Source organism: Mesorhizobium sp. M7A.F.Ca.CA.001.04.2.1 (assembly GCF_003998485.1).
In the GTDB taxonomy this organism is placed as follows: domain Bacteria; phylum Pseudomonadota; class Alphaproteobacteria; order Rhizobiales; family Rhizobiaceae; genus Mesorhizobium; species Mesorhizobium ciceri.
Map to the genome: position 1 here is coordinate 16,360 of NZ_RZQT01000003.1, position 26,609 is coordinate 42,968.

Below are 26,609 nucleotides of genomic sequence, written 5' to 3' on the forward strand. Positions count from 1 at the left end.
GCAGTTCAGATAAATTCCATGACAGAGACGACCAAGTGACCGAAGCAGGACTCACCATGCTCAATCGGACCGCGGAGAACGTTGCCCGGGCGACCCCGGAACCGTTGGCCCGCAAGGTCCGGGGCATCAGCGACAAGGGCCTCGCCTGGCTGTTCATCTCGCCGACGATCCTGTTGCTGCTGGCCATCAACATCTTCCCGCTGTTCTGGGCGATCTATCTGTCGTTCACCAACTACCGGGCCAACCGCCCGAACGAGGTGGTGAAAAATCTCGGCCTTGCCAACTACCAGCGCATCCTCGGCGACAAGGATATCTGGATCGCCATGCAGACGACCGCGCATTTCGTGTTCTGGACAATCCTTTTGCAGACGCTGATCGGCTTCACGCTGGCCTGGCTGATCGACAGGAAGTTCCGAGGCCACGCCTTCTGGACGACGCTGATCCTGGTGCCGATGATGCTGTCGCCGGCGGTGGTCGGCAATTTCTGGCGCTTCCTCTATGAGCCGCAGATCGGCCTGTTCGCCTATGCGATCTCCTTCGTCACGAGGATTCCGCCGACCGATATCCAGATGCTCTCCAACGTGTCGCTGGCGCCCTGGTCGATCATCATCGTCGATACCTGGATGTGGACGCCCTACGTGATGCTGATCTGCCTCGCGGGCCTCCGCTCCATCCCCGAATACATCTACGAGGCGGCCGAGGTCGACCGCGCCTCGAACTGGCGGCAGTTCTGGTCGATCACGCTGCCGATGGCGCTGCCCTTCATCATGCTGGCGGTGCTGTTTCGCGGCATCGAGAACTTCAAGATGTTCGACATGGTCAATCTGTTGACCGGCGGCGGGCCGGGCTCGACGACCGAGGTCGCCTCGATAACGCTGAAGCGGCAGGCTTTCGAAAGCTGGCGCACCGGTTATTCCTCGGCCTTCGCCATCATCCTTTTCGTGGCGGTGTTCGGCCTGGCCAACATCTACGTCAAGGCGCTCAACAAGGTGAAGCAGAGATGAGCCTGACCACAGCCCATTCGGTCGTCGCACCGAGCAGCAACTCGAAACGGATCGCCGGCACGATCATCGTGCTTTACGCACTGATCTCGATCGTGCCGCTGCTGTGGATCTTCGCCACCAGCTTCAAGACGCCGCCGGATTCGATTGCCTATCCGCCCAAGATCCTGTTCCAGCCCAGTCTTGAGGGCTACTGCAATTTGTTCACGACGCGGACCCGGCAGACGCCGGAATACATCAACTCGCTGGGTCCGGCGACGGGCTTCTGCGACGAGACCACGCGCAAGCGCAACATGGTGATCGCCGGTCCGTCCAACTTCCTGCCGCGCTTCGTCAATTCGCTGATCATCGCCTTCGGTTCGACCTTCTGCGCCGTGTTCTTAGGCACGCTGTCGGCCTACGGCTTCTCACGCTTCAAGGTGCCGCTCGCCGACGACCTCCTGTTCTTCATCCTGTCGACGCGCTTCATGCCGCCGATCGCCGTCGCCATTCCGATCTATCTGATGTACCGCGAGCTTGGCCTGTCGGACACCGCGCTCGGCATGATCCTGCTCTACACGGCGGTCAATGTGTCGCTGGCTGTCTGGCTGCTGAAGGGCTTCATCGACGAGATCCCGCGCGAATATGAAGAAGCGGCAATGATCGACGGCTACACGCGGCTGCAGGCCTTCTGGCGCACCGTGCTGCCGCAGGCGACGACCGGCATAGCCGCGACCGCCATCTTCTGCCTGATCTTCGCCTGGAACGAGTATGCGTTCGCAGCTCTCCTGACCTCCGGCACGGCGCAGACCGCGCCGCCCTTCATCCCGACCATCATCGGCGAAGGCGGCCAGGACTGGCCGGCGGTCGCGGCCGGCACGACGATCTTCCTGGTGCCGATCCTGGTTTTCACCATCCTGCTTCGCAAGCAATTGCTGCGCGGCATCACCTTCGGCGCGGTGCGCAAATGAGCTTGACCAAGCCTGGGAACCGCAAATCGCGCTGGCCGGCCTGGGCACGGCGCGGGCTGATGGAAAACATCGCGACAGCGCTGATCGCCATCGGCTTCCTGATGCTGTTCCAGCCCTTCGCGCTGTCGCTCTACACCTACTCCTTCATCACCATGCTCGCTGGCACCGTGATGTTCATCATCGTCTCCAAGTTCCCGGAATAATCATGGCCGAAATCCGTGTCCAGCACCTGAGAAAGGCTTTCGGCGATTTCGTCGCCGTGCAGGATTCCAACTTCGTCGTCGAGGATGGCGAGTTCTTCGTCATGCTCGGCCCGTCCGGCTGCGGCAAGACGACGACCTTGCGCATGATCGCGGGGCTTGAGCTGCCGACCGGCGGCCAGATCCTGCTCGGCGGCGACAACGTTACCATGCTGCGGGCCCGCGAGCGCGACATCGCCTTCGTCTTCCAGCTGTTCGCGCTCTACCCGCACATGAATGTGCGCAAGAACATCGGCTTCCCGCTGCTGGCGCAAGGCATGCCTTCGGCCGAAATCCGCACGCGGGTCGAGGAAACGGCGAAGCTGCTGCGCATCGACCATCTGCTCAACAAATCCGTCTCCGGACTTGCCGGCGGCGACCGCCAGCGCGTCGCGCTCGGCCGCGCCATCGTGCGGCGGCCAAAATGCTTCCTGATGGATGAGCCGCTGGGAACCCTTGACACCGAATTCCGCGATTTGATGGTCCACGAGCTGCGCGAACTGCACAACCGCATCCATGCCACGACGGTCTATGTCACGCACGACCAGATGGAAGCGATGTCGATGGCCGACAAGATCGCGGTGATGAACCATGGCGTCATCGAGCAGTTCGGAAGCCCGCGCGAAATCTATGACCGCCCGGCGACCATGTTCGTCGCCGACTTCATCGGCTCGCCACCGATGAACTTTTTGGGATTTGGCGGCGGGCTCGCCAAGGGCGCCAGGGAGATCATCGTGCAAGGCGCGAAGGTCGCGGTGCCGGAGGTGCGCGAGGACATCGCACCTGGCGACATGGCGCTCGGCATCCGCCCTGAACACATCCGCTTCGACGACGCCTCAAAATTGCGCGGCGCCATCTACGGCACCGAATATCTCGGCACCACGCAGATCGTCGCGGTGGAGACGGCGGATGGCATCATCAAGGCACGCGTACCGGCCGAAATCAGGCTCGCCACCGGCGACCATGTCGGCCTGACGCTGAGCAGCGCGCGGCTGTCGCTGTTCGAGAAGGGATCGGGCCGCGCGGTGAGAACCGCGATCCACGATGTCGCCTCGGAACGGAGGGCCCAGCATGGCTGAGGTGCACATCAAGAACGTGACCAAGAGTTTCGGCGACCATGTCGCCGTCGACGGCCTCGACCTGCACATAGCAGATGGTGAATTCGTCGTGCTGCTCGGGCCAACCGGGGCCGGCAAGACGACGACGCTGCGGCTCATCGCCGGGTTGGAACGGCCGGACAGCGGCACGATCGAGATCGGTGGACACAATGCCACGACGCTGTCGCCGGCCGAGCGCGACACCGCCTTCGTCTTCCAGCAATATTCGCTCTATCCGCATCTGTCGGTGTTCGACAATCTCGCCTTTCCGCTGCGCTCGCCGGCGCGGAAAATGCCGGAAGACCAGATCCGCCGCCGGGTCGAGGAGGTGGCGAAGATGGTACGCATCCATCACAAGCTCGCCAACCGCTCGACCAAGCTTTCGGGCGGCGAAATGCAGCGCGTCGCCATCGGCCGCGCGCTGGTGCGCAAGCCTTCGATCTATCTGATGGACGAGCCGCTGTCATCGCTCGACGCCAAGCTGCGGGCGGATCTGCGGCTCGAGCTGAAGCGCATCCAGACCGAGCTCGGCGCCACCATGCTCTACGTCACCCACGACCAGATCGAGGCGATGACGATGGCAGACCGCATCGGCATCCTCACCGAGGGCGTGCTGGTGCAGATCGGCTCGCCGCGCACCATCTATTCAGAGCCGGCAAACCTGCATGTCGCGGCGAGGCTCGGCCAGCCGGCGATCAATCTTCTGCCGACCGAGCTGCTGCCTGACGGCGGCGCACCGGCCGGCACCAAGACGATCGGCGCGCGCACCGAGCATCTGACGATCGCGAAGGCCGCGAATGGCCATGCTGACGGCGTTGTCGACTGGGTCGAGCATCTCGGTGACCAGAACCATTTGCATGTGACGGTAGGCACCAAGAAACTGGTGACGCTGACCGATCCCGACACGGATCTGGCGCAGGGCGACAAAGTGGTGATCCGCTACCGGGCGCCGCTGTATTTCGGCGCCGATGGACAGCGATTGATGTGAGCGGTTTTCGGTGATTCAGCACCGGTTTTGATTTTTCGAGTACGGGACGAATTCGATGAAGCACTTTTTCAACCGCAGGGAAACGATCGTCACCGAGGCGCTCGACGGCCTGTTAAGGACCACCGGATCAATCGATCTCGCGCGCCTCGACGGCTATCCCGAGATCAAGGTCGTCCTGCGCGCCGACTGGCACAAGACGAAAGTCAGTGTCGTCTCCGGCGGCGGGGCCGGGCACGAGCCTTCACATGCCGGCTTCGTCGGCAGGGGCATGCTGACGGCGGCGGTTTCGGGCGAGATCTTTGCCTCGCCAAGCGTCGAAGCGGTGCTGGCGGCCATTCGCGCGGTCACCGGCCCGGCCGGCTGCCTGCTGATCGTCAAGAACTACACCGGCGACCGTCTCAATTTCGGCCTGGCGGCAGAGAAGGCGCGCGCCGAAGGGTTTCGTGTCGAGATGGTCATTGTCGCCGACGATATCGCTTTGCCTGACATCACCCAGCCGCGCGGCGTTGCCGGCACCTTGTTCGTGCACAAGATATCAGGCCACCTGTCGGAAGCCGGCCACGATCTGGCTGAAATCGCGGCAGCGGCGCGGGCGGCGGCCAAGGACATCGTTTCGCTCGGCATGTCGCTGTCGTCCTGCTCGATCCCGGGCCAGCCGCACGAAGACAGATTTGGCGAGAACGATGGCGAACTCGGCCTTGGCATTCACGGCGAGCCGGGCGTCGAGCGGATTGCGGTGCAGAGCGCCGACAGGCTGGTTGCGATCATGGCGGAGCGCCTCGCGGCACGGCTTGATCCCAAGGCCACCTACGCCTTGCTGATCAACAATCTCGGTTCGGTGCCGCCGCTCGAAATGTCCGTTATCGCCAATGCGGTGCTTGCCTCGCCGTTGGCCAAAACCATCAAGCTGACGGTCGGCCCCGGTCCGCTGATGACGGCGCTCAACATGAACGGCTTCTCGCTGTCGCTGATCCGGCTGGATGCGGCGCGCGAAACCGCCTTGCAGGCGCCGGTCGGCGCGCATGCTTGGATACCGGCAAAGCCCGTTGTGCCGCCTGCCGTCGTGCCTATGGCGAAAGCAGCCGGACAGAGCGTGGCACGCAAGCCCAGCCAGAATGCGCGGACCCGGTCTCTTCTCGTTACCACCTGCGAAAGGCTGATCGCGCTCGAAGCGACTTTGAACGGACTGGACGCCAAAACAGGCGACGGCGACACCGGTTCGACGGTGGCGACCGGCGCGCGCAGTGTTCTCGAGCGGCTCGACACGCTGCCGCTTGCCGAGCCTGCAGCCACCCTTGGCGCGATAGGCGACATTCTGAGCGCGTCGATGGGCGGCTCCAGCGGCGTGCTCCTGTCGATCTTCTTCACGGCGGCGGCGCAGGCTCTGGGCGGCGGCGCGAGCCTGCCCAGAGCGCTGCTTGCCGGCCTTGAACGGATGACCTTTTACGGCGGCGCCAGAATTGGCGATAGAACCATGGTCGATGCGCTTGAGCCGGCGCTCAAAGCGCTCGACGCGAACGGCCTTGAGGAGGCGGCAACAGCAGCCCGCCATGGTGCCGAGGCCACGGCCGCCATGGACAAGGCAAAAGCCGGGCGGTCGGCCTATGTCGGCAGCAAGCTGCGAGGTGTGGTCGACCCCGGCGCTCACGCGGTGGCCGAAGTCTTCGCGGCGGCCGCGGCATTGCATGAAGCGGCCTGACGTATGCTCCAGTTGTCGAATGACCGTTCTTTCGATACTGCCGGCAAGATGGAAACCGGGAATGCGGGTGACATGGCGGCGTTGAACCTTGCCCGGCTGATCGCGGCCGCCGCGGATACGATCGCCGCGAACGCCGAGGAATTGACGGCGCTCGACCAGGCGATCGGCGACGGCGACCACGGGCTGAACATGAAGCGCGGCTTCGAGGCCGTGCGCGCCGAAGTCGAAGCATTTTCGGCCAAACCGCTGCCCGATGCCCTGAAGGCGATCGGCACCAAGCTGGTGATGACGGTCGGCGGCGCCTCCGGCCCGCTGTTCGGCACCCTGTTCCTGGCACTCGGCAAGGAGATTTCGGCGAAACCCGATCGCGCCAATCTGACGGCGGCGTTCGGCAAGGCGATCGAAGCTGTGGCAGCACGCGGCAAATCGCAGATCGGACAAAAAACCATGCTCGACGTGCTGCAGCCGGTGCATGACGCGCTGCTGCAGGGAAAGACAGCTCTTGAAATCGCCGATATCGCCGACGCCGCGGCCGACGCGACCGTGCCTATGAAAGCCTTGCGTGGCCGCGCCTCGTTCCTGGGCGACCGATCGATCGGTCATATGGACGCCGGCGCGCGCTCAACCGCGCTGCTGGTGCGCACAGTGGCGCACAGCCTCGGGGAAAGCGCATGAGCAATGTCGGCATCGTCATCGTCTCGCATTCGCCGCTGGTTGCCGAGGGCACGGCCGACATGGTGCGGCAGATGGTGGGCGACGAAGTGCCGCTTGCATGGTGCGGCGGAAACGGCCATGGCGGGCTCGGCACCAATGTCGAGGCGATCATGGGCGCCATCGACAAGGCCTGGTCGGAAGCCGGTGTCGCCATCCTGGTCGATCTCGGCGGCGCCGAGACCAACTCGGAAATGGCGGTGGAGATGATCGGCGAGCCACGGTCGCACAAGATCATCGTCTGCAACGCGCCGATCGTCGAAGGCGCGGTGATGGCAGCGACCGAGGCCTCCGGCGGCGCCTCGCTGCGGGAAGTGGTGGCGACGGCACATGAATTGTCGCCGTCGTGAACGAACGGGAATTTTGAAAGACATGTCCGCATCCGCCGAAGCGACCGTTGTGATCACCCACGAGGTGGGTCTGCACGCGCGTCCTTCGGTGAAGTTCACCAAGCTGGCCAAGAGTTTTGCCGCCGAGGTGGAGATCGCGCTCGCCGCCAACGGGCCATGGTTCGACGCCAAGAGCATCGTCAAGGTGATGGCGGCCAAGGCGCCGAAGGGCACCGTGCTGCACATCAGGGCCAGCGGTGACGGCGCCAATGATGCCGTCGACGCGTTGGTCGAACTGGTGCGGCGCGATTTCGACGAAGGCGCGGACCATGTCCGAACCGCTTAGACTGCAAGGCATTTCGGCCTCGGCCGGCTATGCCGAGGGGCCACTGTTCGACCTCGACCAGACTGTCGTATCCTATGTCGGCAAAGAAACAGCCGACGACGAGAAGGCCGCGCTCGAAGCCGCAATCGCCGTCGCGACAAGCCGTCTCACGGCATTGAGCGAGATGGCCGAGGGCGATGCCGCCGACATTCTCGAGTTTCAGATCGCCATGCTGCAAGACGATGCGCTGAGCAGCCCGGCCTTTGCCGCGATCCGCACCGGCCTGCCAGCCGACAAAGCCTGGCGGCAAGCGCTTGATACCGAGATTGCCGGCTACGACGCTTCAGACCAGGATTATTTCCGCGCACGGGCCGCCGACATACGCGATATCAGGGACCAGGTGCTGCGGGCGCTGTCCGAGGATGGCGACGTCCAGGCGCCAACCGGCGCCATCCTCTACGGCTGGGATATCGCGCCGACGCGTTTTCTCGAAACCGACTGGAGCAGCGGCGGCGGCATCGCACTGAAGGCGGGCAGCACCGCCAGCCACGTCGCCATGCTGGCGCGTTCACGCGGCGTGCCGATGGTTGTCGGGTTGGGCACTTCGCTGGCTCGTCTAACCGGCACAGCGCTGCTCGACGCCGAACATGGCGGCATTGTGTTGTCACCCTCCAAGACTGAAATCGCTGCTTTTCGCCAATCGTCCTCATCATTCCGGGCGCGCAGCGACCGGGCCGGGACGTTCCTGGCGCGACCGGCGGTGACCAAGGCCGGCACGGCGGTGCGCGTGCAGGTCAACATCGCCGACCCGTCCGATGTCGACCTCATCGACATTACGACCTGCGACGGAGTCGGGTTGATGCGCACCGAATTCCTGTTCGGCAAGACGCTGCCGGATGAGGAGACGCAGTATCGCGCCTATCGCAAGGTGCTGGAGTGGGCCGGTGAAAAACCGGTGACGATCCGCACCGTTGACGCCGGCGGCGACAAGCCGGTGCCCGGCTTTACGATCGAGGAGAGCAATCCGTTTCTCGGCCTGCGCGGGATCAGGCTGTCGCTGGCAAGACCCGAGGTGTTTCGTGTACAGATCCGGGCGCTGCTGCGCGCCGCTGTCCATGGCAGCCTGAAAGTGATGTTCCCTATGATCGCCATTGTGGAGGAATACCGACAGGCAGCGGCGATGTTCGCCGAAGAGCAGACTGCACTTGCCGCACGCGGCGTCGCACACAACATGCCGCCGCTCGGCATCATGGTCGAAGTGCCGTCGGTGGCGATCGTACCGGAAGCCTTTACCGATGCCGCCTTCTTCTCGATCGGCTCCAATGATCTCACCCAGTATGTCATGGCGGCCGCCCGCGACAACGCTGCCGTGGCGCATCTCAATTCGGTCCGTCATCCGGCCGTGCTGCGGCTGATCGCTGCCGTGACCGCGTTTGGCCAGCGGGAAGAGATCCCGGTCAGCCTGTGCGGCGATGCAGCCGGCGATCCAGCCTCGATCCCGTCACTGATCGAGGCCGGCCTGCGCGATCTTTCCGTCGCGCCGGCGCAACTCGCCATGGCCAAGGCGGCCATCGCGGACGTTTCTGTCTAGGCGCGGCCGGCATGGTCGACAGGACACCCGAACCCGGTTCCGAAGAGGCGATCCGCGCCTACAAGACGATCCTGTCGCAGGTTATCGACCAGCGCCCGTCCGGTATGCGCCAGCGCCTGGCCGATGCGCTCGGCAAGCACCGCAGCTTCGTCACGCAGATTTCCAGTCCTGCCTATTCGATCCCGATTCCGTCAAAACATTTGCCGGCTATATTTTCCGTCTGCCATTTCAGCCCGGCCGAGCGCGACCAGTTTCTCGCCGCCTATCACCAGGCGCATCCAGGCAAGATGTCGATCGCATCAGGCATGCGCAAGACGCGGCATGTCTCGCTGATCGTGCCGGATTTCGGCGACGACAAGCAGAACGCCGCGCTCGATAAGGCGGTGAACGATTTTATCCAAAAGATCACCAGCATCACCGGCAAGAGTGGCTGATCACTTGCTATCTGGCCTATTTCGGGAGGAGACGGCCGTGAAGAAGTTTATCAATTCGGTGGACACGGTGCTGACCGAAAGCCTCGACGGCTTCGTCGCCGCCCATGCCGACATCCTCGTGCTCGGCGACGAGCACAAATTCATCCGCCGAAAGACCTTGCGGCCGGGCAAGGTGGCGCTGATCTCCGGCGGCGGTTCCGGTCACGAGCCGCTGCATAGCGGCTTTGTCGGTCACGGCATGCTGGACGCCGCCTGCCCCGGCCAGGTATTCACCTCGCCGACACCGGACCAGATGCTGGCGGCGGCAGAGGCCGTCGACACCGGCGCCGGCTGCCTGTTCATCGTCAAGAACTATGAGGGCGACGTCATGAATTTCGAGATGGCGGCCGAAATGTCGGAAGGCGTCCAGCAGATCGTGACCAATGACGATGTCGCGGTCGAGAATTCTTCCTATACGACGGGCCGGCGTGGCGTCGCCGGCACGCTGGTGGTGGAGAAGATCGTCGGCGCGGCGGCCGAACACGGCCTGGCTCTGGCGTCGCTGAAGGCGCTTGGCGACCGCGTCAACGCTGCTACCCGCTCGATGGGCGTGGCGCTGACCAGTTGCACCGTGCCGGCGGCGGGCAAGCCGACTTTCGATATCGGCGACGGCGAGATGGAGTTCGGCGTCGGCATCCATGGCGAGCCCGGCCGCCGGCGCGATGCGCTGAAAAGCGCCGATGCGATCGCGCAGGAGATTTGCGCCGCGATCCTCGGCGATCTCGGCGACAAAGCGAAAGGCCCGGCGCTGCTGTTCGTCAACGGCTTCGGCGGCACGCCGCTGATGGAACTCTATCTGATGTACAACAGCGCACGGCTAATCTTCGAGAAGCATGGCGTGACGGTGACCCGTTCGCTGGTCGGCTCCTACGTCACCTCGCTCGATATGGCCGGCTGCTCGATCACGCTGACCATGCTCGACGACGAGACGACCGCATTCTGGGACGCGCCGGTACACACTGCGGCGCTGCGCTGGGGCATGTAAAAGCTGGCTTACATTAGGCTTTTCTGCAACCATTCCTGACTTGCTCGCAATGCTAGCTGGGTTGATGCTGCCACCGCTTACTTCCGCCGAAGAAAGACTCTTGCTGCGCTTCGCTGACCCCGAGGCGGCGGCAGGCGGCGAAGATTTGTCGGCAAAGACGCTGACGGCGCTGCTCGACAATGCCGAGTTTCACGGCGTGCTGCCGATCATGTTGCGCAAGCTCAGCGGGGACGCGCGGCTGCCAGCGGATGCCGACCTGCACGGCAAGCTGGAGGATCTGCGCCAGAAGGCAACGATCGCCACCGGCCAGTCGATGCTGTTGAAGTATCATGGGGACCGCATCATGAAGGGACTGGCGGCGGACAATATTCCGGCGCGGATCGTCAAGGGACCCGTCTTCGCGCGAAAGCTCTACCGCAACGTCGCCGACAGGCCCTTCACCGACATCGACATCCTGGTCGAACCCGCCAATCTGGCCAGGGCAAACCAGGTGATCGCGGCATGCGGCTTCGAGCTTGGCAGCAACGAGGCCGAATCCTACGAATTGCAGGAATTCAAATGGCTGGAAAAAGAGAATTCCAGCCTGCTGGTCGAACTGCATGGCGACCTCGTGCATGACACCGGCATGCGGCGGCGCCTGTCGCTGGGTTTCCCTGAATTGCGCGCCATCGACGGCGAAGCCACGGACACGCCGGCGGCTCTTCTAACGATCGCCATCGTGCACGCCGCGGGCGGCCACAAATTCCACCGATTGCAGCTTTGCGTGGACGTGCTGCAAGGGGTGCGGGCGCTGCAATCACCCGAAGCGGAAGCACGCCTGTTCGACGCTGCCCGTATGACCGGCATCGAACTGGAGTTGGCAATCGTGCTCAATGTGACCGGCCAGCTGTTCGACGAGAGCCGCGCGCTCGAACTCGCCGGCCGCATCAAGCCCGATCTCTCCATACGGCTGGCCAGGCGGCTGATCACAACGAATACGCTGCTTGGCGTCAATTCCAGGGACAGACTGGGCTCGCGCCTGCGCCGCGACGCCTTCCGGTGGATCCAGAGATTGGCCAAGGCCAGGCCGCAAGTAGCCTGACTTGACGTCAATCCAGGGTGCCGCGGATCAGCGCCGCCGCGTCAGCGGGGCGCGCGCCTACTTCGAGCTGGAAGGTCGGCACCGCATTGACCAGCCCGGCGATGGTCGCCAACCTGCGCTTCTGCATCGGCAGCAGCCCGGTCATGCCGGTGCGGACATTGTCGACTGCCAGTGTCACCATCGCGTCGGTCCTGGCCATGGCGACGAGCCGGGTCTGGCCGTCGGCGGAACGCGCCAGGTGCAGAAGCGCCGCCACCGGCCGGGCGGATGCGTTTTCCACCCGGATGATAGCCCCCAACCGTTCTAACGAGACCGGCTGTTCGCCGTTGCGATCCCAGGTCTGGCCAAGGCATGGCGCCACCTGCGGGATCATTTCGGCAGTCTTCTGGTGGATTTTGACGGCGCGCGGCAAGCCCCATGCCACGACCTTGCCCGAAGCGACATTCAGGATCATGGCGTCGTCGGAGCAGAGGCCAAAGCCCTGTGTTGCCAGCGCCAGCGACGTCGTGGTCTTGCCGGTGCCGCTCGGGGCGTGGATCAGCACCACCGCATCGCGGTCAGGCAAGGTCAGCCCGGCCGTATGCAGCATATGCTGGCCACCGGCGTCGAGCGCGGCATCCAGAACCAACATCGACGGCGTCCAGGCGGCTTTCGTACCGGTGCTAATCCGGAGTTCGGCCCAACCTTCCCCACCATTGATCGCAACGATTTGGCGCCCGGGAAAGATCAGATGGACAATGCCGCCATCCTCGATCATCCGGCAGGGACCATCCTCCGGCACCTCGCCATCGAAGACCAGGGATCCATTGGGTGTCTCGTCCAGCGTGTCTGTTTCGGTGATCTCAAGACGAAAGTCCGGCGCGACGGGTTCCCCTATGCGCAGGCTGCCCAGCATCCGGTCGAAATCCTGCCACAGCTCGGAGCGCTCGGCCGATATGCCAAGGATCAGGCCGTTGAGGCCATAGCAGGCTGAAGGTCTGGTCAAGCGGGACGCGCCTTTACGGCATCGGCATGATGACGATAGATCTCGACCATGCCGGGAAGCTTGTCGCTGACCACCGGCTTGCCGTCGAGGCAGACCCAGCAATGCGCCGATAGACGCTGCGCTTGCATCGACTGCGGTTCGACGCCGAAGCGCAGGTCCGGATCGAAGCCGGCTAGTCGCAGGAAACGATGACCGAGCAGACCTTCCCTCAAGCACCTGCGGTCACGCATCAGCCAGGGATGGCGGACCGTGCGGTTGACGCTCGCGACGATGTAGGCGGACGGCAGACCGCGATAGGGCGTCGACGAGGCGAGCGGCGCCCATCTGAGCACCTCCTCGAAGCTCCGGTTGGTGACAAGGACCGGCATCAGCCGCGCGCTCGCCCAGAGATGGCAGCGAAAAAGAGCGCGCAGGAGCGGGCCGTCAGCCATCAAGCACCTGGCGCGGCGAGGATACCTTCCGAGATCAGATCCGTGGCCAGTGCCGCCATGTCCTGATCGAGCGTCCCCTTGTCGACCTCGAACTCCTCGCAAAGCAGGTCGACGATCTGGTCGAGGTTGCGCGCGCCGTCCACCTTGTCGAGAAAGGCTTCGGTCGTGCCGTTGCATGTATAGAGCTGGCCGCTGCGCGCCAAAAGCACGACTGCGCCATCGCCCACATGCTGCACCGAGGCATCCTCGGCCAGCCGCAGAACGGTTCCAGAGACTATTTCCACCACGCCCCCTCCAAGCCATGCTCATCCCGGAAATCAGATAGCGCGGAGGTGGAGCGCTGTCTATCAGCCGATCACGGGAGCCCGGTGCACGGACCAACGGCCTTGCTGACAGATTTTCCGCGCCAGTCGCGTTAGAACCTGCTCGGTTGCGTCTTCCCGGCCGCATTCGGCCCAGAAATAGTCATCGATGAAACGTGACAAACAGCGGGCTGCCGGCAGCGGACGTTGCATTTCTTCCCCTAAGTAAGGTAAAACCTGCCTGGGTATTGGGGAGATAGCGTATGCGTTACAATTGGGAGCGAGCTCCGACGAGCTTCGAACGTCACAGAAAAGCGCTGGCGACAGCCATTTTGATCGCTGGCGGCATTGGCCTCATGCTTGTGGCCCTGCCGATCTAGAAACAACCTTGAGACAGAGCGGCTGCCGGCGCTTGGGCGTGACCTCTCAGCGTGGCTGCCCGGTCACTGCGAGGAAGCGGCGATCGCGCCCCTCGAAACCCTGGCTGAAACGCTGCACCAGCACAACGATCACCGCCGGCTTGCCGGCCGGGGTAAGTTCGTAGGATTCCGACAGGCTGTAGGAGGTCGGGCAGTTTCTTGAGCCCGGCACGGTCTTGTCCTCGTGCAGGATCTTGAACGGCTTGCCGTCCTGCCCTTGCAGCGTCAGCCGGAAGCCGAGTGCCTTGCCAGATGTGTCGCGCTGCTCCGTCGTTGCGAAACTCGCCGAACAATCGCTCGTGCTGGCTGCCAGGATCTCGTCGAGCTGGATGGTCGAAACGCCCGTTTCGCCATGGAGCGGCGACAGCCATTTCTGCGACACCTGTTCGAGGCGGGAGATGTCGTTGTAGGCAACCATTTCACCCGGAAAGGTGAATTTGTCGGACGCTGTCTGCTCGGCTGGGGATGTGATTGCATAATGGGCGAGAATGGGCGCCGCCTGAGCGGCGGCCTGCGCCCTCGCCTGCTCCAGCGTCAGTGTCGCCTCCTCCGTCTCATCGACGACGAGGATCGGCTTACCGCCAACGAACTGATCCGTACGGGTATCGATGATGTCGATCTCAGACCAGCCGGAGTCCGAGGCGCCGGCGTCGAGCGTTCCATATTGCTCGAAGGCGAAATAAGCGCCATCCGGCGAAAAGCCGATGATGTGCCGTGCCGCGGCATCGCCGGCTTCAGCGGTTCCGGTGGACATAGCAAGTACGGCGCCCATGACCGACGATAGCGAAAAGCGCCCGATGATCCGAACAGCAGCAGACATCACCACCCCAGTCCCGTCTCGCAGTTCATAGCTGCTTGCCCCCAAGCGCCAGGTCGATGCCGTCGTCACAATGGCGTGGATTTGCGGCCAAGGGTAGAGCGCGCTATCTGGAAGGAAGAAAAACATTTCCCGGGGAGGTATGGATGGCTTCACGCTATCACGAGGTCTATGAAGGCTGGAAACGCGATCCGGAACAATTCTGGGCGGATGCGGCCGGCGCCATCGACTGGTATTCGCCCTGGGACAAGGTGTTCGACGCCAATGCCGGTGTCTATGGCCGCTGGTTCACCGGCGCCACCTGCAACACCTGCTACAATGCCATCGACCGCCACGTCGCCGGCGGCCGCGCCGACCAGATCGCGCTGATCCATGACAGTGCGATTGCCGGAACCGTGAAAAAGTTCACTTATGCCGAGCTGAAGCGCGAGGTCGTCGCGCTGACCTCGGTGCTGAAGAACCGCGGCATCGGCAAGGGTGACCGCGTCATCATCTACATGCCGATGGTGGCCGAGGCGGCCATCGCCATGCTCGCCTGCGCCCGCATCGGCGCGGTGCATTCGGTGGTCTTCGGTGGCTTCGCCTCGCATGAGCTTGCCACCCGCATCGACGATGCCAGGCCGAAGCTGATCATTTCGGCATCCTGTGGCCTGGAGCCAGGCCGCGTCGTTGCCTACAAGCCGTTGCTCGACAAGGCGATCGAGATCTCCCGCCACAAGCCGGACGCCTGCCTGATCCTGCAGCGCGACCAGTTGCGATGCGAGTTGAAGGAGCATTTCGACATCGACTACGCCGATGCGGTCGCCCGCGAACGGGCAGCGGGCGCCAATGTCGACTGCGTGCCGGTGCTTGCCACCGATCCGCTCTACATCATCTACACATCGGGCACGACCGGGCAGCCCAAGGGCATCGTGCGCGACAATGGCGGCCATATGGTCGCACTGAAATGGACGATGGAAAACGAGTTCGGCGTCAAGCCGGGCGAGGTGTTCTGGGCGGCATCCGATGTCGGCTGGGTGGTCGGCCATTCCTACATCGTCTACGGACCGCTGCTGCATGGCTGCACCAGCATCCTGTTCGAGGGCAAGCCTGTCGGCACGCCCGATGCCGGCACCTACTGGCGGGTGATAGCGGAGCATGGCGTGGTCGCGCTGTTCACCGCGCCGACCGCATTCCGCGCCATCAAGGGGCAGGACCCGAAGGGCGAGTTCATTGCCAAACACGACCTCTCGAAGTTCCGCACGCTGTTTCTTGCCGGCGAGCGCGCCGACCCGGAAACCATCAAATGGGCGGAGCAGAAGCTGAATGTGCCTGTGGTCGACCATTGGTGGCAGACAGAGACCGGCTCGCCGATGACGATCAATCCCGCCGGCCTTGGCCTGCTGCCGGTGAAATACGGCTCGCCCGGCGTGCCGATGCCCGGCTACGACATCCGCGTTCTCGACGATGCTGGCCATGAGGTGCAGCGCGGCACGCTGGGCAATGTGGTGATCAAACTGCCGCTGCCGGCCGGCTGCCTGCCAACGCTGTGGAATGCCGATCAACGGTTCCGCCAGGCCTATCTCGACCAGTTCCCCGGCTTCTACAAGACGGCGGATGCCGGCATGGTCGACGAGGACGGCTATCTCTACGTCATGGCCCGCACCGATGACATCATCAATGTCGCCGGCCACCGGCTGTCGACCGGCGCCATGGAAGAGGTGCTTTCGGCCCATCCCGATGTCGCCGAATGCGCGGTCATCGGCATTGCCGACGCCATGAAGGGCCAGGTTCCGCTGGGCTTCGTGGTGCTGAATGCGGGTGTGACCCGCGATATCGGCTCCATCGAGAACGAGGTGGTCGGCCTGGTGCGCGAACGCATCGGCCCGGTCGCCGCCTTCAAGACGGTGGTGACGATCAAGCGCCTGCCCAAGACGCGATCGGGCAAGATCCTGCGCGGCACCATGCAGAAGATCGCCGACAAGGAGGAATGGGCCATGCCGGCAACCATCGACGATCCGGTCATCCTCGACGAGATCACTGCGGCGCTGAAGGAACGTGGGATCGGCCTTTGAGCCACTGAAGGTGGGCCGCGGACGACCTTTTCGATCGGCAAGCAATACTTTTATTGTGCGACGCAGCAATGCACCCTAAAGTCGTTCGCGGGGGGCCATCGACAAAGGTCGCATGGCTCAGCAGAAGATTACATTTGGCGGCGTCGACATCCTGCGCTTTCTCGCCGCCGTCATGGTCATGGTCTACCACTATGGCTTCTGGGTGTGGGCGTATCCTGACGGTGTTTCGGCGCGCGCCACGGGCGGCGTTCCCCCGCAGCCGGCAATAGGCGCCTGGGTCGAATCCGGCTGGGTCGGCGTCCAGATCTTCTTCGTCATCAGCGGCTTCGTCATCGCCTTCAGCGCCGAAAGGTCGACACCCCTGCGGTTTTTCGAAGCCAGGGTGAAACGGCTGGCGCCGGCCGTGTGGATCTGTGCGCCGGTCACTGCGGCGGTGCTTTTGATCGTCGGCCTCAGCTGGCCGACCGATGCCGTCGTCAGGCTCGTCCGCACCGGCCTGTTCGCCCCTTACGCGCCATGGGTGGACAGCGTCTACTGGACGCTCGGCATCGAGATCGCCTTCTATGCCGTCGTCTGGACCTTGCTGCGGCTCGGCCGCTTCCATCTAATGGAAATTGTGGCGCTCGCCATCGGCCTGGTCAGCGCGCTGTTCTGGTGCCTCTACTACCCGCTCGACTGGGCCGACCTTGCCGAAACACGCACGCTCGACCTGCTTCTGGTGCATCACGGCGTGTTCTTCGCCACCGGCGTCATGCTGTGGCTGATGCGCTTCAAGGCGGTGACAGCCGCCCGCCTAGCCTTCTGCGCCCTGTTCCTGGCCGGTGGTGTGCTGCAGATCGCCAGTTCGGTCGACGTTCATATCCTGAAGGTCGGGCGTGATATGCCCTTCGCCCCGCCGATCCTCATCTTCCTCATAGGCATCGCGCTGATGGCGTGGTCGCTGCGGCTCGACCTCTCCTGGAGCGGCTGGCGCCGGATCGGGCTGATGACCTATCCGCTCTACCTGCTGCACGATGTCGTCGGCGCGGCCCTGCTCGGCATCCTGGTCCGCGCCGGTCTGCCGCATCTGTTCTCGATGGCGGTCGTCGGCGCGACGATGATCGCGGCAAGCTGGCTAGTGGCGACCGAGGCCGAACCACGCATCCGGCTGCTGCTCGACCATACCGTTTTCCGTTATCGGCTCAAGGCAGCCTGACGACGGTCCGGCAGACCGGCCCGGCCGCCGACCTAAAGCATGTCGCGCTTGAGCGGATTCAGGCCCACTCCAGGCCTTTGTTCCACGGATCGCTCTCCCAAAACGGAGCTCACTTCCGAGCGACATGCATTGGCGGTGCCGACCCGGCGCAGCTACATTTTCCACGATTGCGGAATTCTTCGTTTCGGGCATGATAACAGGCACTTATGCCTTCGGCATGAGAGCTTGCCTCGAGACGCCCGGCACGTGACCCTGTTCCAGCGAAAACCCCGCATCGCGGCGCGTCCGCGCCTCGATATCGACATGCAGGACGCCGTCGTCTATGCGATCGGCGACGTGCATGGCTGCTACAAGGAACTCCGCGCGCTGGAGCAGAAGATCCTGCTCGATTCGCTGCGCTTCCAGAGCCGCAAGATCATCGTCATGCTTGGCGACTACATCGACCGGGGGTTTCAGTCGGCGCGGGTGCTCGATCACCTCCTGGCGCCGCCGCCGAAAGGATTTCAGCGCATTTGTCTTGCGGGCAACCACGAAGTGGCAATGCTGAACTATCTCGACGGAAATCTGTCCCGCGAACCCTGGCTGGCGACGGGCGGCCTGCAAACCCTGTTTTCCTATGGCATCGATCCGGCGCGCCTCACCAGCCTCTACGGGAGCAGCGCGCAGATCGACCGGCGCATAAGGGAGATCATTCCGGACGATCACGTCAGCTTCCTGCGCGGGCTGCCGATCATGGTCCGTTCGCGGAAGTTCGTGTTTGTACACGCCGGCATCAGGCCCGGCGTCGACCTTGCGGCGCAAACCGACCATGACCTGATCAACATCCGTTCGGACTTCTTCGAGGCAACGCACCTGCTCGACCGCTGGGTGGTGCACGGGCATACGCCGGTGGATGTCCCGAAGCTCGAAGGGCGCCGGCTCGGCATCGACACGGCCGCCTTCCAGAGCGGACGCCTGACCGCCGTCAGGATCGCCGACAAGCAAGGCAGGCTGATCTTCTCCTGACGCGCAACGATATTCAGGTGTGCTGGCCTGAAGATCGATACACTTCAGAGTGGACCCACTCGCGCAACGGTCGACGTCAGACCGGCGCCTTGCCGCGCACTTCCGACTTTTCCAGATAGTAGCTCGAATATTTATCGAAGAATTTTTCCGAACCGCCGAACGAGCCGTATTTGGCCAGTTTCTTCAAATCGACCTTGTTCAGCACCGCGCCGACGATCTTGTTGGCGACATAGGGTTCGGATTCCAGCATCGACCTGACCATCGCGCGCGGGGTGCGCCCCCACTCGGTGACCAGTACAAAACCGTCGACCAATGGCGCGAAGGCCTTGGCGTCGACCACCGGTCCGAGCGGCGGCAGATCGACGACGATGTATTCGAACGTCTCCTTGGCGTTCTCGATGAAGCGCCGCATGCCGGCCGAGGAGAGAAGTTCGCTGGTATGCGAGAAGTGACCGCGCAGCACCGCCGGGATGATCGCCAGCTTCGTCTGCCTGTCGATCTTGCCGACGGACTGCCAGGTCTGGCCGCCGACCACCGCTTCCATCAAGCCCTGCTCGGTTTCCATGCCAAGGCCTCGGCTGAGGCCGGGATTGCGCAAGTCGCCGTCGATCAGCAGCGTCTTGGAGCCATTGGCGGCAAGCAAGCCGGCGAGATTTGCCGCGACCGTCGACTTGCCCTCGCCGGGAAGCACCGAGATGATGCCGATGACGCGGCTGCCTTGCCCTTCCATCACGACGTCGAAGGCGATCTTGGCGCTGCGCAGCGTTTCGGAGAACATCGAGGCTGGAGAATCGATGCTGACCCGCATGCGCGCCCGCTTTTCGGCTGAAGACAGCGATTGGGTGGTCTTGGCGTCCACCTGGGTCTCGCCCGGCTTTTCTTCCTTGCCGAGCTTGCCGCCGATCGTCGGCAGGTAGCCGAGGAATTTGAGGTTGACGCGGTCGCGCACGTCCTCGCCGGTCCTGAAGAAGCGTTCGTTGAACTCGTTCAGGCCACCAAAGCCGGCGCCCATCAGCAGGCCAAGCACCAGCGAAAGTCCGAGCACGACGATGGTGCGCGGGCTTGAGGCCGTCATCGGCATCGACGCGTCGGAGATGATGCGGATCTTGCCGACCGGGAAGGATTGCTGCTGCGCGGCTTCCTCGTAACGACCCAGGAATGTCTGATAGAGCGTGGTGAGCGCCGTCGCCTGCTGATCGAGTTCACGCAGCTTGACTTGCGTCTGGTTGTCGACGGAGCTCTTGCCTTGCGCGGCCGCGACGTTGGCCCTGAGCGCGGTCTCGCGTGCCTGCGCCACCTCATATTCGTTGCGATAGCTTTCGGTCAGCTGCTTCAGCTCGCCGAAAATCTGCGTCGATATGTCGGCCTTCTCCTTGGAGAGAGCCACCGCCTGCGGGTGCTCGGGGCCGAAATTCGCCTCAACGTCCTGCAGCCGCTTGGCCACCGTGAGGTAGCGGGTCTTGAGCGCCGATATGACCGAGCTGCTTGGCTGGTCGCTCGATATGGCGGCATCCTTGAAAGCGTTTTCGGAGCCGCTGTCGACGATGGCCTTGTACTGCTGGTAGCGGGCGCTGGCTCGTGCGGTGTCGGCCTGCGCCACGATAAGCTGGGCGTTGAGGTCGGAAAGCTGCTTGTCGCTCATCAGCTGGCCATCGCTGTTGGCGGCCAGCCCATGTTCGGCCCTGAATTTCTCAACTGCGAGCGAAGCTGCCTGCGAGCTCTGGCGCAACTCCGTCAACCGGCCCTGCAGCCAGACCGCAGCCCGCTCGGTGGCATCGAAGCTGGCATCGAGCTGATCGGCGAGATAGGCATCGGCATAGGCCTTGGTGATGGCGTTTGCCAAGGCCGGATCCGTCGCCTGATAGCCGAGCGCGATGACGTAGCTTCGGCCGACGCGTTCCGCCCGGATCTCGTTCTGCAGCTTGAGGATCGCGTAGTCGCGGCGCGACGTGGCGATCAGCGCATCGCGGGCGGCCGGGTCGAGCTTGCTGAAGTCAGCGCCACCCGGCATGGAAGAGCTGGGGCGGACATACTGGATCAGGCCGCGGATGAGGCCTATGCCTTGGGCAAGCGCCGACTGGGGCGGATTCATGAACGTGTCGTTCTGGTCGAGCTTCAGCTTGTCGACGACCACGGCGGCAAGCCGCGTCGAGGTCAGGATCTCGATCTGGCTCAGGATGGCGGAATCGGTCTGCATGGTTGTCGACGTCGCCGAAATGTCGTCGACGATCTTGTTCAAGCCCTCGTCAATCAGCACGCTGGCGATCGACTGATATTTGGGCGGCGTTGTCTGCAAATAGAGCAGGCCCAGGAAGAGACCGATGACGGCACACACGGCAACCACCTTGGCCTGCCGTGCGGCCATGCCAAGCAGCCGCTCGATATCGATGAAGTCTTCGCCGTCTCCTGCGTCCGAATTCGGCAATGGCATCCTCTTGTCGAGAGGAAAGTTGGCATAATTCATCTTCGGTCCAATTCTAGAGCCGGTCCTATTCCGATTGATCGCAATTGGCTCTATCTTACTGTTTCAACATGATCTTTTCCGGAAACCGGGACCCACTTTCAGGGATCATGCCTTGGCTTGCAGGCGCCTCGAAGATCGGGAGCATCGCCAGAGCAATGCAAGCGTCGTGCCAGACGGAGAGAACCTGCCGGCCCCTCTTCGCCAGCCATCTGACGATACTCCCGAAAGATGGGCATTATGCGGCTTCTTCCTGGCGTTCATGCGACCGGACGAACTCCTGAAGCATCTCGAAAACCGGACCCTTCATGTCGTCGCGCGCCAGCGCGAAGGCGATGTTGGCCTGGATGAACCCTTCCTTGGAACCACAGTCGAACATGCGGCCGAGAAAAGGCTGGGCGAAGAACGGCTGATCCTTCGACAGACGAACCATGGCATCCGTCAGTTGAATCTCGTTGCCGGCGCCGCGCTGCTGATTGCCCAGGAGCGCGAAAATCTCCGGCTGCAGGATGTAGCGGCCGTTGATGTAGAAATTCGAAGGCGCATTGGCCGGCGCCGGCTTCTCGACCATGGCCGTCACCTCGAAACCGCCGCCGATCTCGGCGCCACGGCCAACGATGCCATATTTGTTGGTCTCGCTGGGTTCGCAACGCTCGACGGCGATTACGTTGCCGCCCGTGCGCTCATAAAGCTCGACGGTTTCGGCGAGGCATCCGCGACCGCCGAAGGACACCATGTCCGGCAGCAGCAAGGCGAAGGGCTCGTTGCCGATAACCTCGCGCGCGCACCAGACGGCATGGCCGAGGCCTTGCGGGGATTGCTGGCGGATGAAGCTGGTGGCGCCGGCCACAGGCAGCATGCTTTCGAGCGCCTCCAGCTGGGTCTTCTTGCCGGTCTGCTCCAGGGTGCCGATCAATTCCGGATGCAGGTCGAAATAGTCCTCGATCACCGCCTTGTTGCGACCGGTCACGAAGACGATGTGCTCGATGCCCGCCTCGAAGGCCTCGTCCACCGCATATTGGACGACAGGCCTGTCGACGACGGGAAGCATTTCCTTCGGCATCGACTTGGTCGCCGGCAGGAACCGCGTTCCAAGCCCCGCCACCGGTATCACGGCCTTCCTGATTTTCTTCATCGCAAATTCCTTCTGAGGAGATCGACTTCAATCCGTTCACAGGCCACGAAAATTCCCTCCATGTGCCTGCATCTTCACCTCCCCGCCCCGACGGCAAATTGTGCCGCCATTCTTCGCAACCGCACGGCGATCGGCATGCCCATATGCCTGACCGCCGCCGGGTCGCTGAGCGCAGTCCGGATCGCCTTGAGCGGGGACCGCGCCTTGATGTGCTGTACCAGTGACAGAAACGATGCCGCCTTGCGCAGGCTGCGGCCACGCCGCGCGAACGCGGCCTGCGCGGCCTCATCCATCCGATGGGTTTGAGCGAACACGGCATCCGCCCTGCGCATGGCTTCGACGTGGTGAAGCTCGAGCACGCGCGAAATGGAGACGCTGCGAATATGGTAGGCATAGCCGATATCGGGCTCGACGACGCATTTTCCGCCCTTGGCCAGGGCGGCGGCAAAGAGGATGTAGTCTTCGCCGATCCTCAGCTTCTCGTCATAGCGAAGCCGGTTTTCGTTCAGGAACTCGCGCTGGAAGATCGGCTTGAGGTAGCCGAGGTTGAACTTGGATTCGAAGACGACGTTGCCGGCGATGTAGGTGGCCAGCGAAATCTCGCGCAAGCCTTCCAGATATTGCCGCGGAAACATCGCGTCCTCGATAACGCCGTCCTCGCGAACGACCTGCAGATTGTCGACGGCGATCTGGGCATCCGCGCTTTCGGCACGCGCGATCATCTTGGCGAGCCGGCCGGGAAAGACCGCATCGTCGGAATCGAGAACCGCGATCCATCTGCCGCGGGCGGCATCGAGGCCGGCATTCCTGGCGCCGCCCGGGCCGCGATTGCTTGGCAGGGCGATGACACGGACGATATCCCCGGGATAGGCCCGCGCAACATCGAGCGTCGCATCGCGCGACTTGTCGTCGACGACGATGATTTCGACGCTGACACCCTTCTGGGCGATGGCGCTGGCGATCGCCCGATCAAGGGTCGTCTCGGCATTGTAGGCGGCAATAACGAAGGAAACATCGGGGATAGAGCTGACGTCAGGCTGCACGCTTGCCTCCCTCCTGTGGCGACGGCTGGCCATAGAGGCGGATTTCGCGGATGCCGACGAGGCCGCTGACGACACCAAGATGCATAATGCCGCGCAGCACGCTGCGGTTCCTGCGTACCGGACTGACGACGACCGGAAGTGCCGAGGCGAAGCAATAGATGGCCTTTGCCGAGGCCAGGCCGACCTGCTTGGCCAGGCCGATTCCGCTGGCGCTGCTGCCCAGGAGATGGCCATGCGTCTGGCCGACGCGGAAGCGGCGGCGGCCGAGCCAATCGAATGCCGCCCTGGAGCGCGGCACCACCTCCTCGACCCACGCCTCGGGCGAGAAGGCGATGCGGCCGCCTGCCTTGTGCATCTGGTCGAAGAATTCGGTGTCCTCGCCGCCGGTCTGGCCACGCGCCAGGCTGAAGCGGCGGCCGCGCAGGCTGTCCGAGCCCATCCGCAGCAGAACGTTGCAGGTGTAGCCGGTCTGGATCTCGCCGCGCACCCAGACGGGCAAGGTCGAATGGAAATCGCCGCGCCGCATCCAGTCCGGCGCGTCCGGGCGATAGCGCGCCCTGACCGGGCCGAGCACGGCGGCGGCACCGCTTTGCTGCGCCATCGCGACCAGTTCGGCAAGCCATGGCGTCGTGGCCGTCTCGTCGTCATCGATGAAGGCGACGAAATCCGCGGTGCTCGCATCGAGGCAGGCGTTGCGGGCGATCGAGATGTTGCGCGCCGGGGCGTGCTGATAGTGGATCGGCACCGTCAATTCCCGCGACAGCGCCGCCACCAGGTCACGGGCCGATGGGGTGTCGTCATTGTCGGCGACGACGATGCGGACATCGAATCCCACCGGCATCTCCATGGCGTCGAGCGAGCGCAGCGTGTCCGCCAGTTCCGGCCGGCGGAACGTGCAGACGCCGATGTCGATGCTGCGGTTCTTTGCCGACACCGCCATCAGGCCACTCCTCGTCGCGAGCCGAGGCCGAGAAGCTGCAGCCAGAAGCCGACCGACCAGCCAAGATGCATGACCATGGCCGAGACACCGGCCAGCGCAACGTCGGCCTTGCGCTGGCGGATAGCCGTCACCAGCCCGTAGCCCAGGCACACCGACGCCCACAGCAGCAGCGGCACCGCCGCCAGCCAGTGCACGAAGGAGAAGGCCGCCAGCAGCACCACCGGAAACACCAGCAGCGGCACCATCTGCCTCACCTTCGGGATGACGCGATGCTTCAGTACATTCTTGGCACGCCCGCGACCGTAGCCGAGATACTGGAAATAGAGGCCTGAGAGCGAGGCACGCGGGTAGTAGACCATCTGCGTCTTGCCGCTCATCCAGATCTTGTAGCCGGCCTTGCGCAGGCGATAATCGAGCTCGGCGTCCTCGTTGTGGCTGAACGTTTCGTCATAGCCGCCGACGGCACCGAACGCCGATATCCGCATCAGTGCATGATGGCCGTGATCGATCCACTGTCCCTGCGAAAGATGCCTATGCTTCGAGCCGCCGGTGCCGAGCTTGGAGTTCTGCGCCGCGGCCGCCGCCTTCTGCACGGCACCGCTGCCGCTGGTGAGCATCGAAACGACAACCGAATCCGCCGATGTAGCCAGGGCTTCCTCGACCAGCCGGTCGCAATAATCGTCGGGATAACCGCCATGCGCATCGATGCGGATGAGATAGTCGGCACCATCGCCGAAGGTACCGACGGCGAGATTGATCGCCGCGCTCTGGATACGCCGCTTGTTGTGGAGCAGGATAACCCGTGGGTCCCTGGCAATGACGTCGTCTACGATGGAAAGCGTGCCGTCGGTGCTGCCGCCGTCGACGACGATGATCCGGGCGCCAAGCCTGGCGGCCGCGGGCCGCAATTGATCGAGCAGCGCACCGATATGGGCGGCTTCGTTCAGGCATGGGATAACGATCAGGCTGGATGAGGGTTTTTCCGTCTGCGTCATCAACCTCTGTCCATCTTGCCTCTGTCCATTCCCTGCCATCCTATGCCAATGCCTCGGCGGCAAACGAACCGGGCACGGCCGTCAGGCTGCGCAGCCGCTCGACAAGCGCACGGCAATCGCTGCGATCGTAGCTCCAGGTTCTCGGGTTGCGCGCCAGAACACGCCCCTTCAGCCTGGCGAAGCGATGCTCCTCCATCTTGCCTAGCGCGGCTTCGAGCGCTTCGGGCGACGCTTGCGGCAACAGCACGCCGATATCCTGCTGCTTGAGGAATCGCCCGGTCTCGGTGTTGCCCATCGAGATCGGCACCGCGCCGAAACGGCAACCCTCATAGAGCCGGTTGGGCAGAAGCCATTCGGAGTTCTGCCCCGCTTCGAAGAAATCGATCGCCCAGGAAAAATGGACATCGTTGTAGATCGCCGCCATGTCTTCCGGATTGCGGTAGGGCCCGAGAAACGATAGCCATGGCTCGGCTTCGACAAAGCCGTGAAAGTCAGGGAATTCCGACAAAGCCGGACGGCCGCGCAGCACGATCTCGAAGCGGCCCTCCATGCGGCGGGAGAAATCAGCCAGCAGCTCGAGCGAGCGGCGGCAGCGCAGCGCGCCGAACCAGCCGATCCGCCATGGCGGGCCGACCGGGCTCTCATCGGCCTCGGCAGCGCCGGGCACAATCGTCGCGGCCTCGAAATATTTGTTTTCGACCAGCTCGATGGGTGCCGCGACCTGGCCGAACGGCTTGAAATAATTGGCGATGAAGGCAGGCGAACTGGTCACCAGCAGCTTCACATCCCTGGCCAGAAATCGTTCGGTGGCACGCAGCGCCTTGCCCAGGACATCGTTGCGCAGCACAAGCCGATGAATGTCGAGGCACTCGTATACGATCGGAACCGATGCACCGAAGGCTGACCTGGCGCGGCGGGCAAGCGCCAGCATTTCCAGGTTGCGCGCGACGATGACATCCGGCTTTGGCATTCCGCCCAGCTTCGAGCCTATCGAAACGGCTGCTTTGGCTACGGCCGCGAGGCGTTGGCCGAATCGCCCGTCACGCGTCCCGCCGAGGTCGATCGGGCGCAGTCCCTCGATATCCGCAATCGGATTCGCGGTGCGACGGAATCCGGCCAAGGTGACCTGGGCCCCACCTGCCCTGAGCATCGTGATCCGCCGGCGCACCGCCGGGTCGGAAACGTCGTGCACTAGGTACAAGACATGCAGCATAAAAACTCGACCGCTGTTGGCCCACCCGAGGGAATGCTAGTACAGGTCTTGCTGCATCGCAACATTTTTGGTGCGGCGGTCCACGTTTTCTGTTGCACTGCAAAATTATTGCCGTAGTTTGTGGTCGGCGGCGGTCGTGGATTTT

Annotated in this window: 26 protein-coding genes; 16 read left to right on the forward strand and 10 right to left on the reverse strand. The window is 63.5% G+C overall.

Annotated elements, in window-relative coordinates:
• Positions 1 to 56: 56 nt before the first annotated feature.
• The 13 genes from EN955_RS01670 to EN955_RS01730 all read left to right on the forward strand — a co-directional run bounded on the left by EN955_RS01670 (position 57) and on the right by EN955_RS01730 (position 11,469).
• Entirely contained in the window at positions 57 to 1,004 is a 948-nt protein-coding gene (locus tag EN955_RS01670; protein WP_013528078.1) for a sugar ABC transporter permease, read from the forward strand.
• Positions 1,001 to 1,951: a carbohydrate ABC transporter permease gene (locus tag EN955_RS01675; RefSeq protein ID WP_013528079.1), complete on the forward strand. Its 951-nt coding sequence runs from the start codon at positions 1,001 to 1,003 to the stop codon at positions 1,949 to 1,951. The genes EN955_RS01670 and EN955_RS01675 overlap by 4 nt, the downstream gene beginning before the upstream one ends.
• Complete coding sequence (locus EN955_RS01680) at positions 1,948 to 2,154, forward strand: hypothetical protein (RefSeq protein ID WP_013528080.1); 207 nt, start codon at positions 1,948 to 1,950, stop codon at positions 2,152 to 2,154. Before EN955_RS01675 ends, EN955_RS01680 begins: the two co-directional genes overlap by 4 nt.
• Before the next feature lie 2 nt (positions 2,155 to 2,156).
• Positions 2,157 to 3,269, forward strand: a complete 1,113-nt coding sequence (locus EN955_RS01685) for an ABC transporter ATP-binding protein (protein ID WP_024501813.1) — start codon at positions 2,157 to 2,159, stop codon at positions 3,267 to 3,269.
• Entirely contained in the window at positions 3,262 to 4,275 is a 1,014-nt protein-coding gene (locus EN955_RS01690; protein WP_024501814.1) for an ABC transporter ATP-binding protein, read from the forward strand. The genes EN955_RS01685 and EN955_RS01690 overlap by 8 nt, the downstream gene beginning before the upstream one ends.
• Positions 4,276 to 4,330: 55 nt before the next feature.
• Entirely contained in the window at positions 4,331 to 5,974 is a 1,644-nt protein-coding gene (locus tag EN955_RS01695; RefSeq protein ID WP_024501815.1) for a dihydroxyacetone kinase subunit DhaK, read from the forward strand.
• A 72-nt stretch (positions 5,975 to 6,046) separates the two neighbouring features.
• Positions 6,047 to 6,649 carry a dihydroxyacetone kinase subunit DhaL gene (dhaL, locus tag EN955_RS01700; RefSeq protein WP_024501816.1) on the forward strand — a complete coding sequence of 201 codons (603 nt, stop codon included), beginning with the start codon at positions 6,047 to 6,049 and terminating at the stop codon, positions 6,647 to 6,649.
• Positions 6,646 to 7,035 (forward strand): dihydroxyacetone kinase phosphoryl donor subunit DhaM, encoded by a 390-nt coding sequence (gene dhaM / locus EN955_RS01705; protein WP_013528085.1) that lies wholly within the window; start codon positions 6,646 to 6,648, stop codon positions 7,033 to 7,035. Before dhaL ends, dhaM begins: the two co-directional genes overlap by 4 nt.
• A 22-nt stretch (positions 7,036 to 7,057) precedes the next feature.
• The gene (locus tag EN955_RS01710) at positions 7,058 to 7,360 is read left to right on the forward strand and encodes an HPr family phosphocarrier protein (RefSeq protein ID WP_013528086.1); all 303 of its coding nucleotides are present in this window, start codon (positions 7,058 to 7,060) and stop codon (positions 7,358 to 7,360) included.
• Positions 7,344 to 8,930 (forward strand): phosphoenolpyruvate--protein phosphotransferase, encoded by a 1,587-nt coding sequence (ptsP, locus tag EN955_RS01715; protein WP_024501817.1) that lies wholly within the window; start codon positions 7,344 to 7,346, stop codon positions 8,928 to 8,930. Before EN955_RS01710 ends, ptsP begins: the two co-directional genes overlap by 17 nt.
• A gap of 11 nt (positions 8,931 to 8,941) precedes the next feature.
• Positions 8,942 to 9,364, forward strand: a complete 423-nt coding sequence (locus EN955_RS01720) for a hypothetical protein (RefSeq protein WP_013528088.1) — start codon at positions 8,942 to 8,944, stop codon at positions 9,362 to 9,364.
• Between the two features lie 37 nt (positions 9,365 to 9,401).
• Entirely contained in the window at positions 9,402 to 10,388 is a 987-nt protein-coding gene (dhaK, locus tag EN955_RS01725; protein ID WP_024501818.1) for a dihydroxyacetone kinase subunit DhaK, read from the forward strand.
• 100 nt (positions 10,389 to 10,488) lie between these two features.
• Positions 10,489 to 11,469: a nucleotidyltransferase family protein gene (locus EN955_RS01730; protein WP_224618437.1), complete on the forward strand. Its 981-nt coding sequence runs from the start codon at positions 10,489 to 10,491 to the stop codon at positions 11,467 to 11,469.
• 7 nt (positions 11,470 to 11,476) lie between these two features.
• Here EN955_RS01730 and EN955_RS01735 read toward each other — a convergent pair whose 3' ends face one another.
• From EN955_RS01735 to EN955_RS01750, 4 genes are all read right to left on the reverse strand, one after another.
• Positions 11,477 to 12,454, reverse strand: a complete 978-nt coding sequence (locus EN955_RS01735; RefSeq protein ID WP_024501820.1) for a serine kinase — start codon at positions 12,452 to 12,454, stop codon at positions 11,477 to 11,479.
• Positions 12,451 to 12,885, reverse strand: coding sequence for a lasso peptide biosynthesis B2 protein (locus EN955_RS01740; RefSeq protein ID WP_024501821.1), 435 nt, complete (start codon positions 12,883 to 12,885; stop codon positions 12,451 to 12,453). The genes EN955_RS01735 and EN955_RS01740 overlap by 4 nt, the downstream gene beginning before the upstream one ends.
• On the reverse strand, positions 12,885 to 13,172 hold the full coding sequence (locus EN955_RS01745) for a PqqD family protein (RefSeq protein ID WP_032898709.1): 288 nt from the start codon (positions 13,170 to 13,172) through the stop codon (positions 12,885 to 12,887). Before EN955_RS01745 ends, EN955_RS01740 begins: the two co-directional genes overlap by 1 nt.
• A gap of 441 nt (positions 13,173 to 13,613) precedes the next feature.
• Complete coding sequence (locus EN955_RS01750; RefSeq protein ID WP_024501822.1) at positions 13,614 to 14,426, reverse strand: DUF2259 domain-containing protein; 813 nt, start codon at positions 14,424 to 14,426, stop codon at positions 13,614 to 13,616.
• Between the two features lie 143 nt (positions 14,427 to 14,569).
• On the opposite strand from EN955_RS01750, the gene EN955_RS01755 reads away from it, so the two are divergent.
• From EN955_RS01755 to EN955_RS01765, 3 genes are all read left to right on the forward strand, one after another.
• The gene (locus EN955_RS01755; RefSeq protein ID WP_024501823.1) at positions 14,570 to 16,477 is read left to right on the forward strand and encodes a propionyl-CoA synthetase; all 1,908 of its coding nucleotides are present in this window, start codon (positions 14,570 to 14,572) and stop codon (positions 16,475 to 16,477) included.
• A 112-nt stretch (positions 16,478 to 16,589) separates the two neighbouring features.
• A complete protein-coding gene (locus EN955_RS01760) occupies positions 16,590 to 17,672 on the forward strand; it encodes an acyltransferase (protein ID WP_024501824.1) in 1,083 nt (360 codons plus the stop codon).
• A gap of 246 nt (positions 17,673 to 17,918) precedes the next feature.
• Positions 17,919 to 18,677 (forward strand): metallophosphoesterase family protein, encoded by a 759-nt coding sequence (locus tag EN955_RS01765; RefSeq protein WP_013528097.1) that lies wholly within the window; start codon positions 17,919 to 17,921, stop codon positions 18,675 to 18,677.
• A gap of 76 nt (positions 18,678 to 18,753) precedes the next feature.
• Here the strand turns inward: EN955_RS01765 and EN955_RS01770 are convergent, their stop codons facing one another.
• The 6 genes from EN955_RS01770 to EN955_RS01795 form a co-directional block, all read right to left on the reverse strand.
• Entirely contained in the window at positions 18,754 to 21,141 is a 2,388-nt protein-coding gene (locus EN955_RS01770; RefSeq protein WP_024501825.1) for a polysaccharide biosynthesis tyrosine autokinase, read from the reverse strand.
• A gap of 235 nt (positions 21,142 to 21,376) precedes the next feature.
• On the reverse strand, positions 21,377 to 22,273 hold the full coding sequence (locus EN955_RS01775) for a UTP--glucose-1-phosphate uridylyltransferase (RefSeq protein ID WP_013528099.1): 897 nt from the start codon (positions 22,271 to 22,273) through the stop codon (positions 21,377 to 21,379).
• 74 nt (positions 22,274 to 22,347) lie between these two features.
• Positions 22,348 to 23,316, reverse strand: coding sequence for a glycosyltransferase family 2 protein (locus EN955_RS01780; protein ID WP_024501826.1), 969 nt, complete (start codon positions 23,314 to 23,316; stop codon positions 22,348 to 22,350).
• A complete protein-coding gene (locus EN955_RS01785; protein ID WP_024501827.1) occupies positions 23,306 to 24,256 on the reverse strand; it encodes a glycosyltransferase family 2 protein in 951 nt (316 codons plus the stop codon). Before EN955_RS01785 ends, EN955_RS01780 begins: the two co-directional genes overlap by 11 nt.
• Complete coding sequence (locus EN955_RS01790; protein WP_024501828.1) at positions 24,256 to 25,251, reverse strand: glycosyltransferase family 2 protein; 996 nt, start codon at positions 25,249 to 25,251, stop codon at positions 24,256 to 24,258. Before EN955_RS01790 ends, EN955_RS01785 begins: the two co-directional genes overlap by 1 nt.
• A 40-nt stretch (positions 25,252 to 25,291) precedes the next feature.
• Positions 25,292 to 26,464, reverse strand: coding sequence for a glycosyltransferase (locus EN955_RS01795; RefSeq protein WP_024501829.1), 1,173 nt, complete (start codon positions 26,462 to 26,464; stop codon positions 25,292 to 25,294).
• Positions 26,465 to 26,609: the final 145 nt, after the last annotated feature.

Excerpts from the sequence above, each read along its gene's own strand:
- EN955_RS01670 (WP_013528078.1), top strand. The coding sequence starts at position 57 with ATGCTCAATCGGACCGCGGAGAACGTTGCCCGGGCGACCCCGGAACCG.
- EN955_RS01675 (WP_013528079.1), top strand. The coding sequence starts at position 1,001 with ATGAGCCTGACCACAGCCCATTCGGTCGTCGCACCGAGCAGCAACTCG.
- EN955_RS01680 (WP_013528080.1), top strand. The coding sequence starts at position 1,948 with ATGAGCTTGACCAAGCCTGGGAACCGCAAATCGCGCTGGCCGGCCTGG.
- EN955_RS01685 (WP_024501813.1), top strand. The coding sequence starts at position 2,157 with ATGGCCGAAATCCGTGTCCAGCACCTGAGAAAGGCTTTCGGCGATTTC.
- EN955_RS01690 (WP_024501814.1), top strand. The coding sequence starts at position 3,262 with ATGGCTGAGGTGCACATCAAGAACGTGACCAAGAGTTTCGGCGACCAT.
- EN955_RS01695 (WP_024501815.1), top strand. The coding sequence starts at position 4,331 with ATGAAGCACTTTTTCAACCGCAGGGAAACGATCGTCACCGAGGCGCTC.
- dhaL (WP_024501816.1), top strand. The coding sequence starts at position 6,047 with ATGGCGGCGTTGAACCTTGCCCGGCTGATCGCGGCCGCCGCGGATACG.
- dhaM (WP_013528085.1), top strand. The coding sequence starts at position 6,646 with ATGAGCAATGTCGGCATCGTCATCGTCTCGCATTCGCCGCTGGTTGCC.
- EN955_RS01710 (WP_013528086.1), top strand. The coding sequence starts at position 7,058 with ATGTCCGCATCCGCCGAAGCGACCGTTGTGATCACCCACGAGGTGGGT.
- ptsP (WP_024501817.1), top strand. The coding sequence starts at position 7,344 with ATGTCCGAACCGCTTAGACTGCAAGGCATTTCGGCCTCGGCCGGCTAT.
- EN955_RS01720 (WP_013528088.1), top strand. The coding sequence starts at position 8,942 with ATGGTCGACAGGACACCCGAACCCGGTTCCGAAGAGGCGATCCGCGCC.
- EN955_RS01740 (WP_024501821.1), bottom strand. The coding sequence starts at position 12,885 with ATGGCTGACGGCCCGCTCCTGCGCGCTCTTTTTCGCTGCCATCTCTGG.
- EN955_RS01750 (WP_024501822.1), bottom strand. The coding sequence starts at position 14,426 with ATGTCTGCTGCTGTTCGGATCATCGGGCGCTTTTCGCTATCGTCGGTC.
- EN955_RS01755 (WP_024501823.1), top strand. The coding sequence starts at position 14,570 with ATGGCTTCACGCTATCACGAGGTCTATGAAGGCTGGAAACGCGATCCG.
- EN955_RS01760 (WP_024501824.1), top strand. The coding sequence starts at position 16,590 with ATGGCTCAGCAGAAGATTACATTTGGCGGCGTCGACATCCTGCGCTTT.
- EN955_RS01770 (WP_024501825.1), bottom strand. The coding sequence starts at position 21,141 with ATGAATTATGCCAACTTTCCTCTCGACAAGAGGATGCCATTGCCGAAT.
- EN955_RS01775 (WP_013528099.1), bottom strand. The coding sequence starts at position 22,273 with ATGAAGAAAATCAGGAAGGCCGTGATACCGGTGGCGGGGCTTGGAACG.
- EN955_RS01785 (WP_024501827.1), bottom strand. The coding sequence starts at position 24,256 with ATGGCGGTGTCGGCAAAGAACCGCAGCATCGACATCGGCGTCTGCACG.
- EN955_RS01790 (WP_024501828.1), bottom strand. The coding sequence starts at position 25,251 with ATGACGCAGACGGAAAAACCCTCATCCAGCCTGATCGTTATCCCATGC.
- EN955_RS01795 (WP_024501829.1), bottom strand. The coding sequence starts at position 26,464 with ATGCTGCATGTCTTGTACCTAGTGCACGACGTTTCCGACCCGGCGGTG.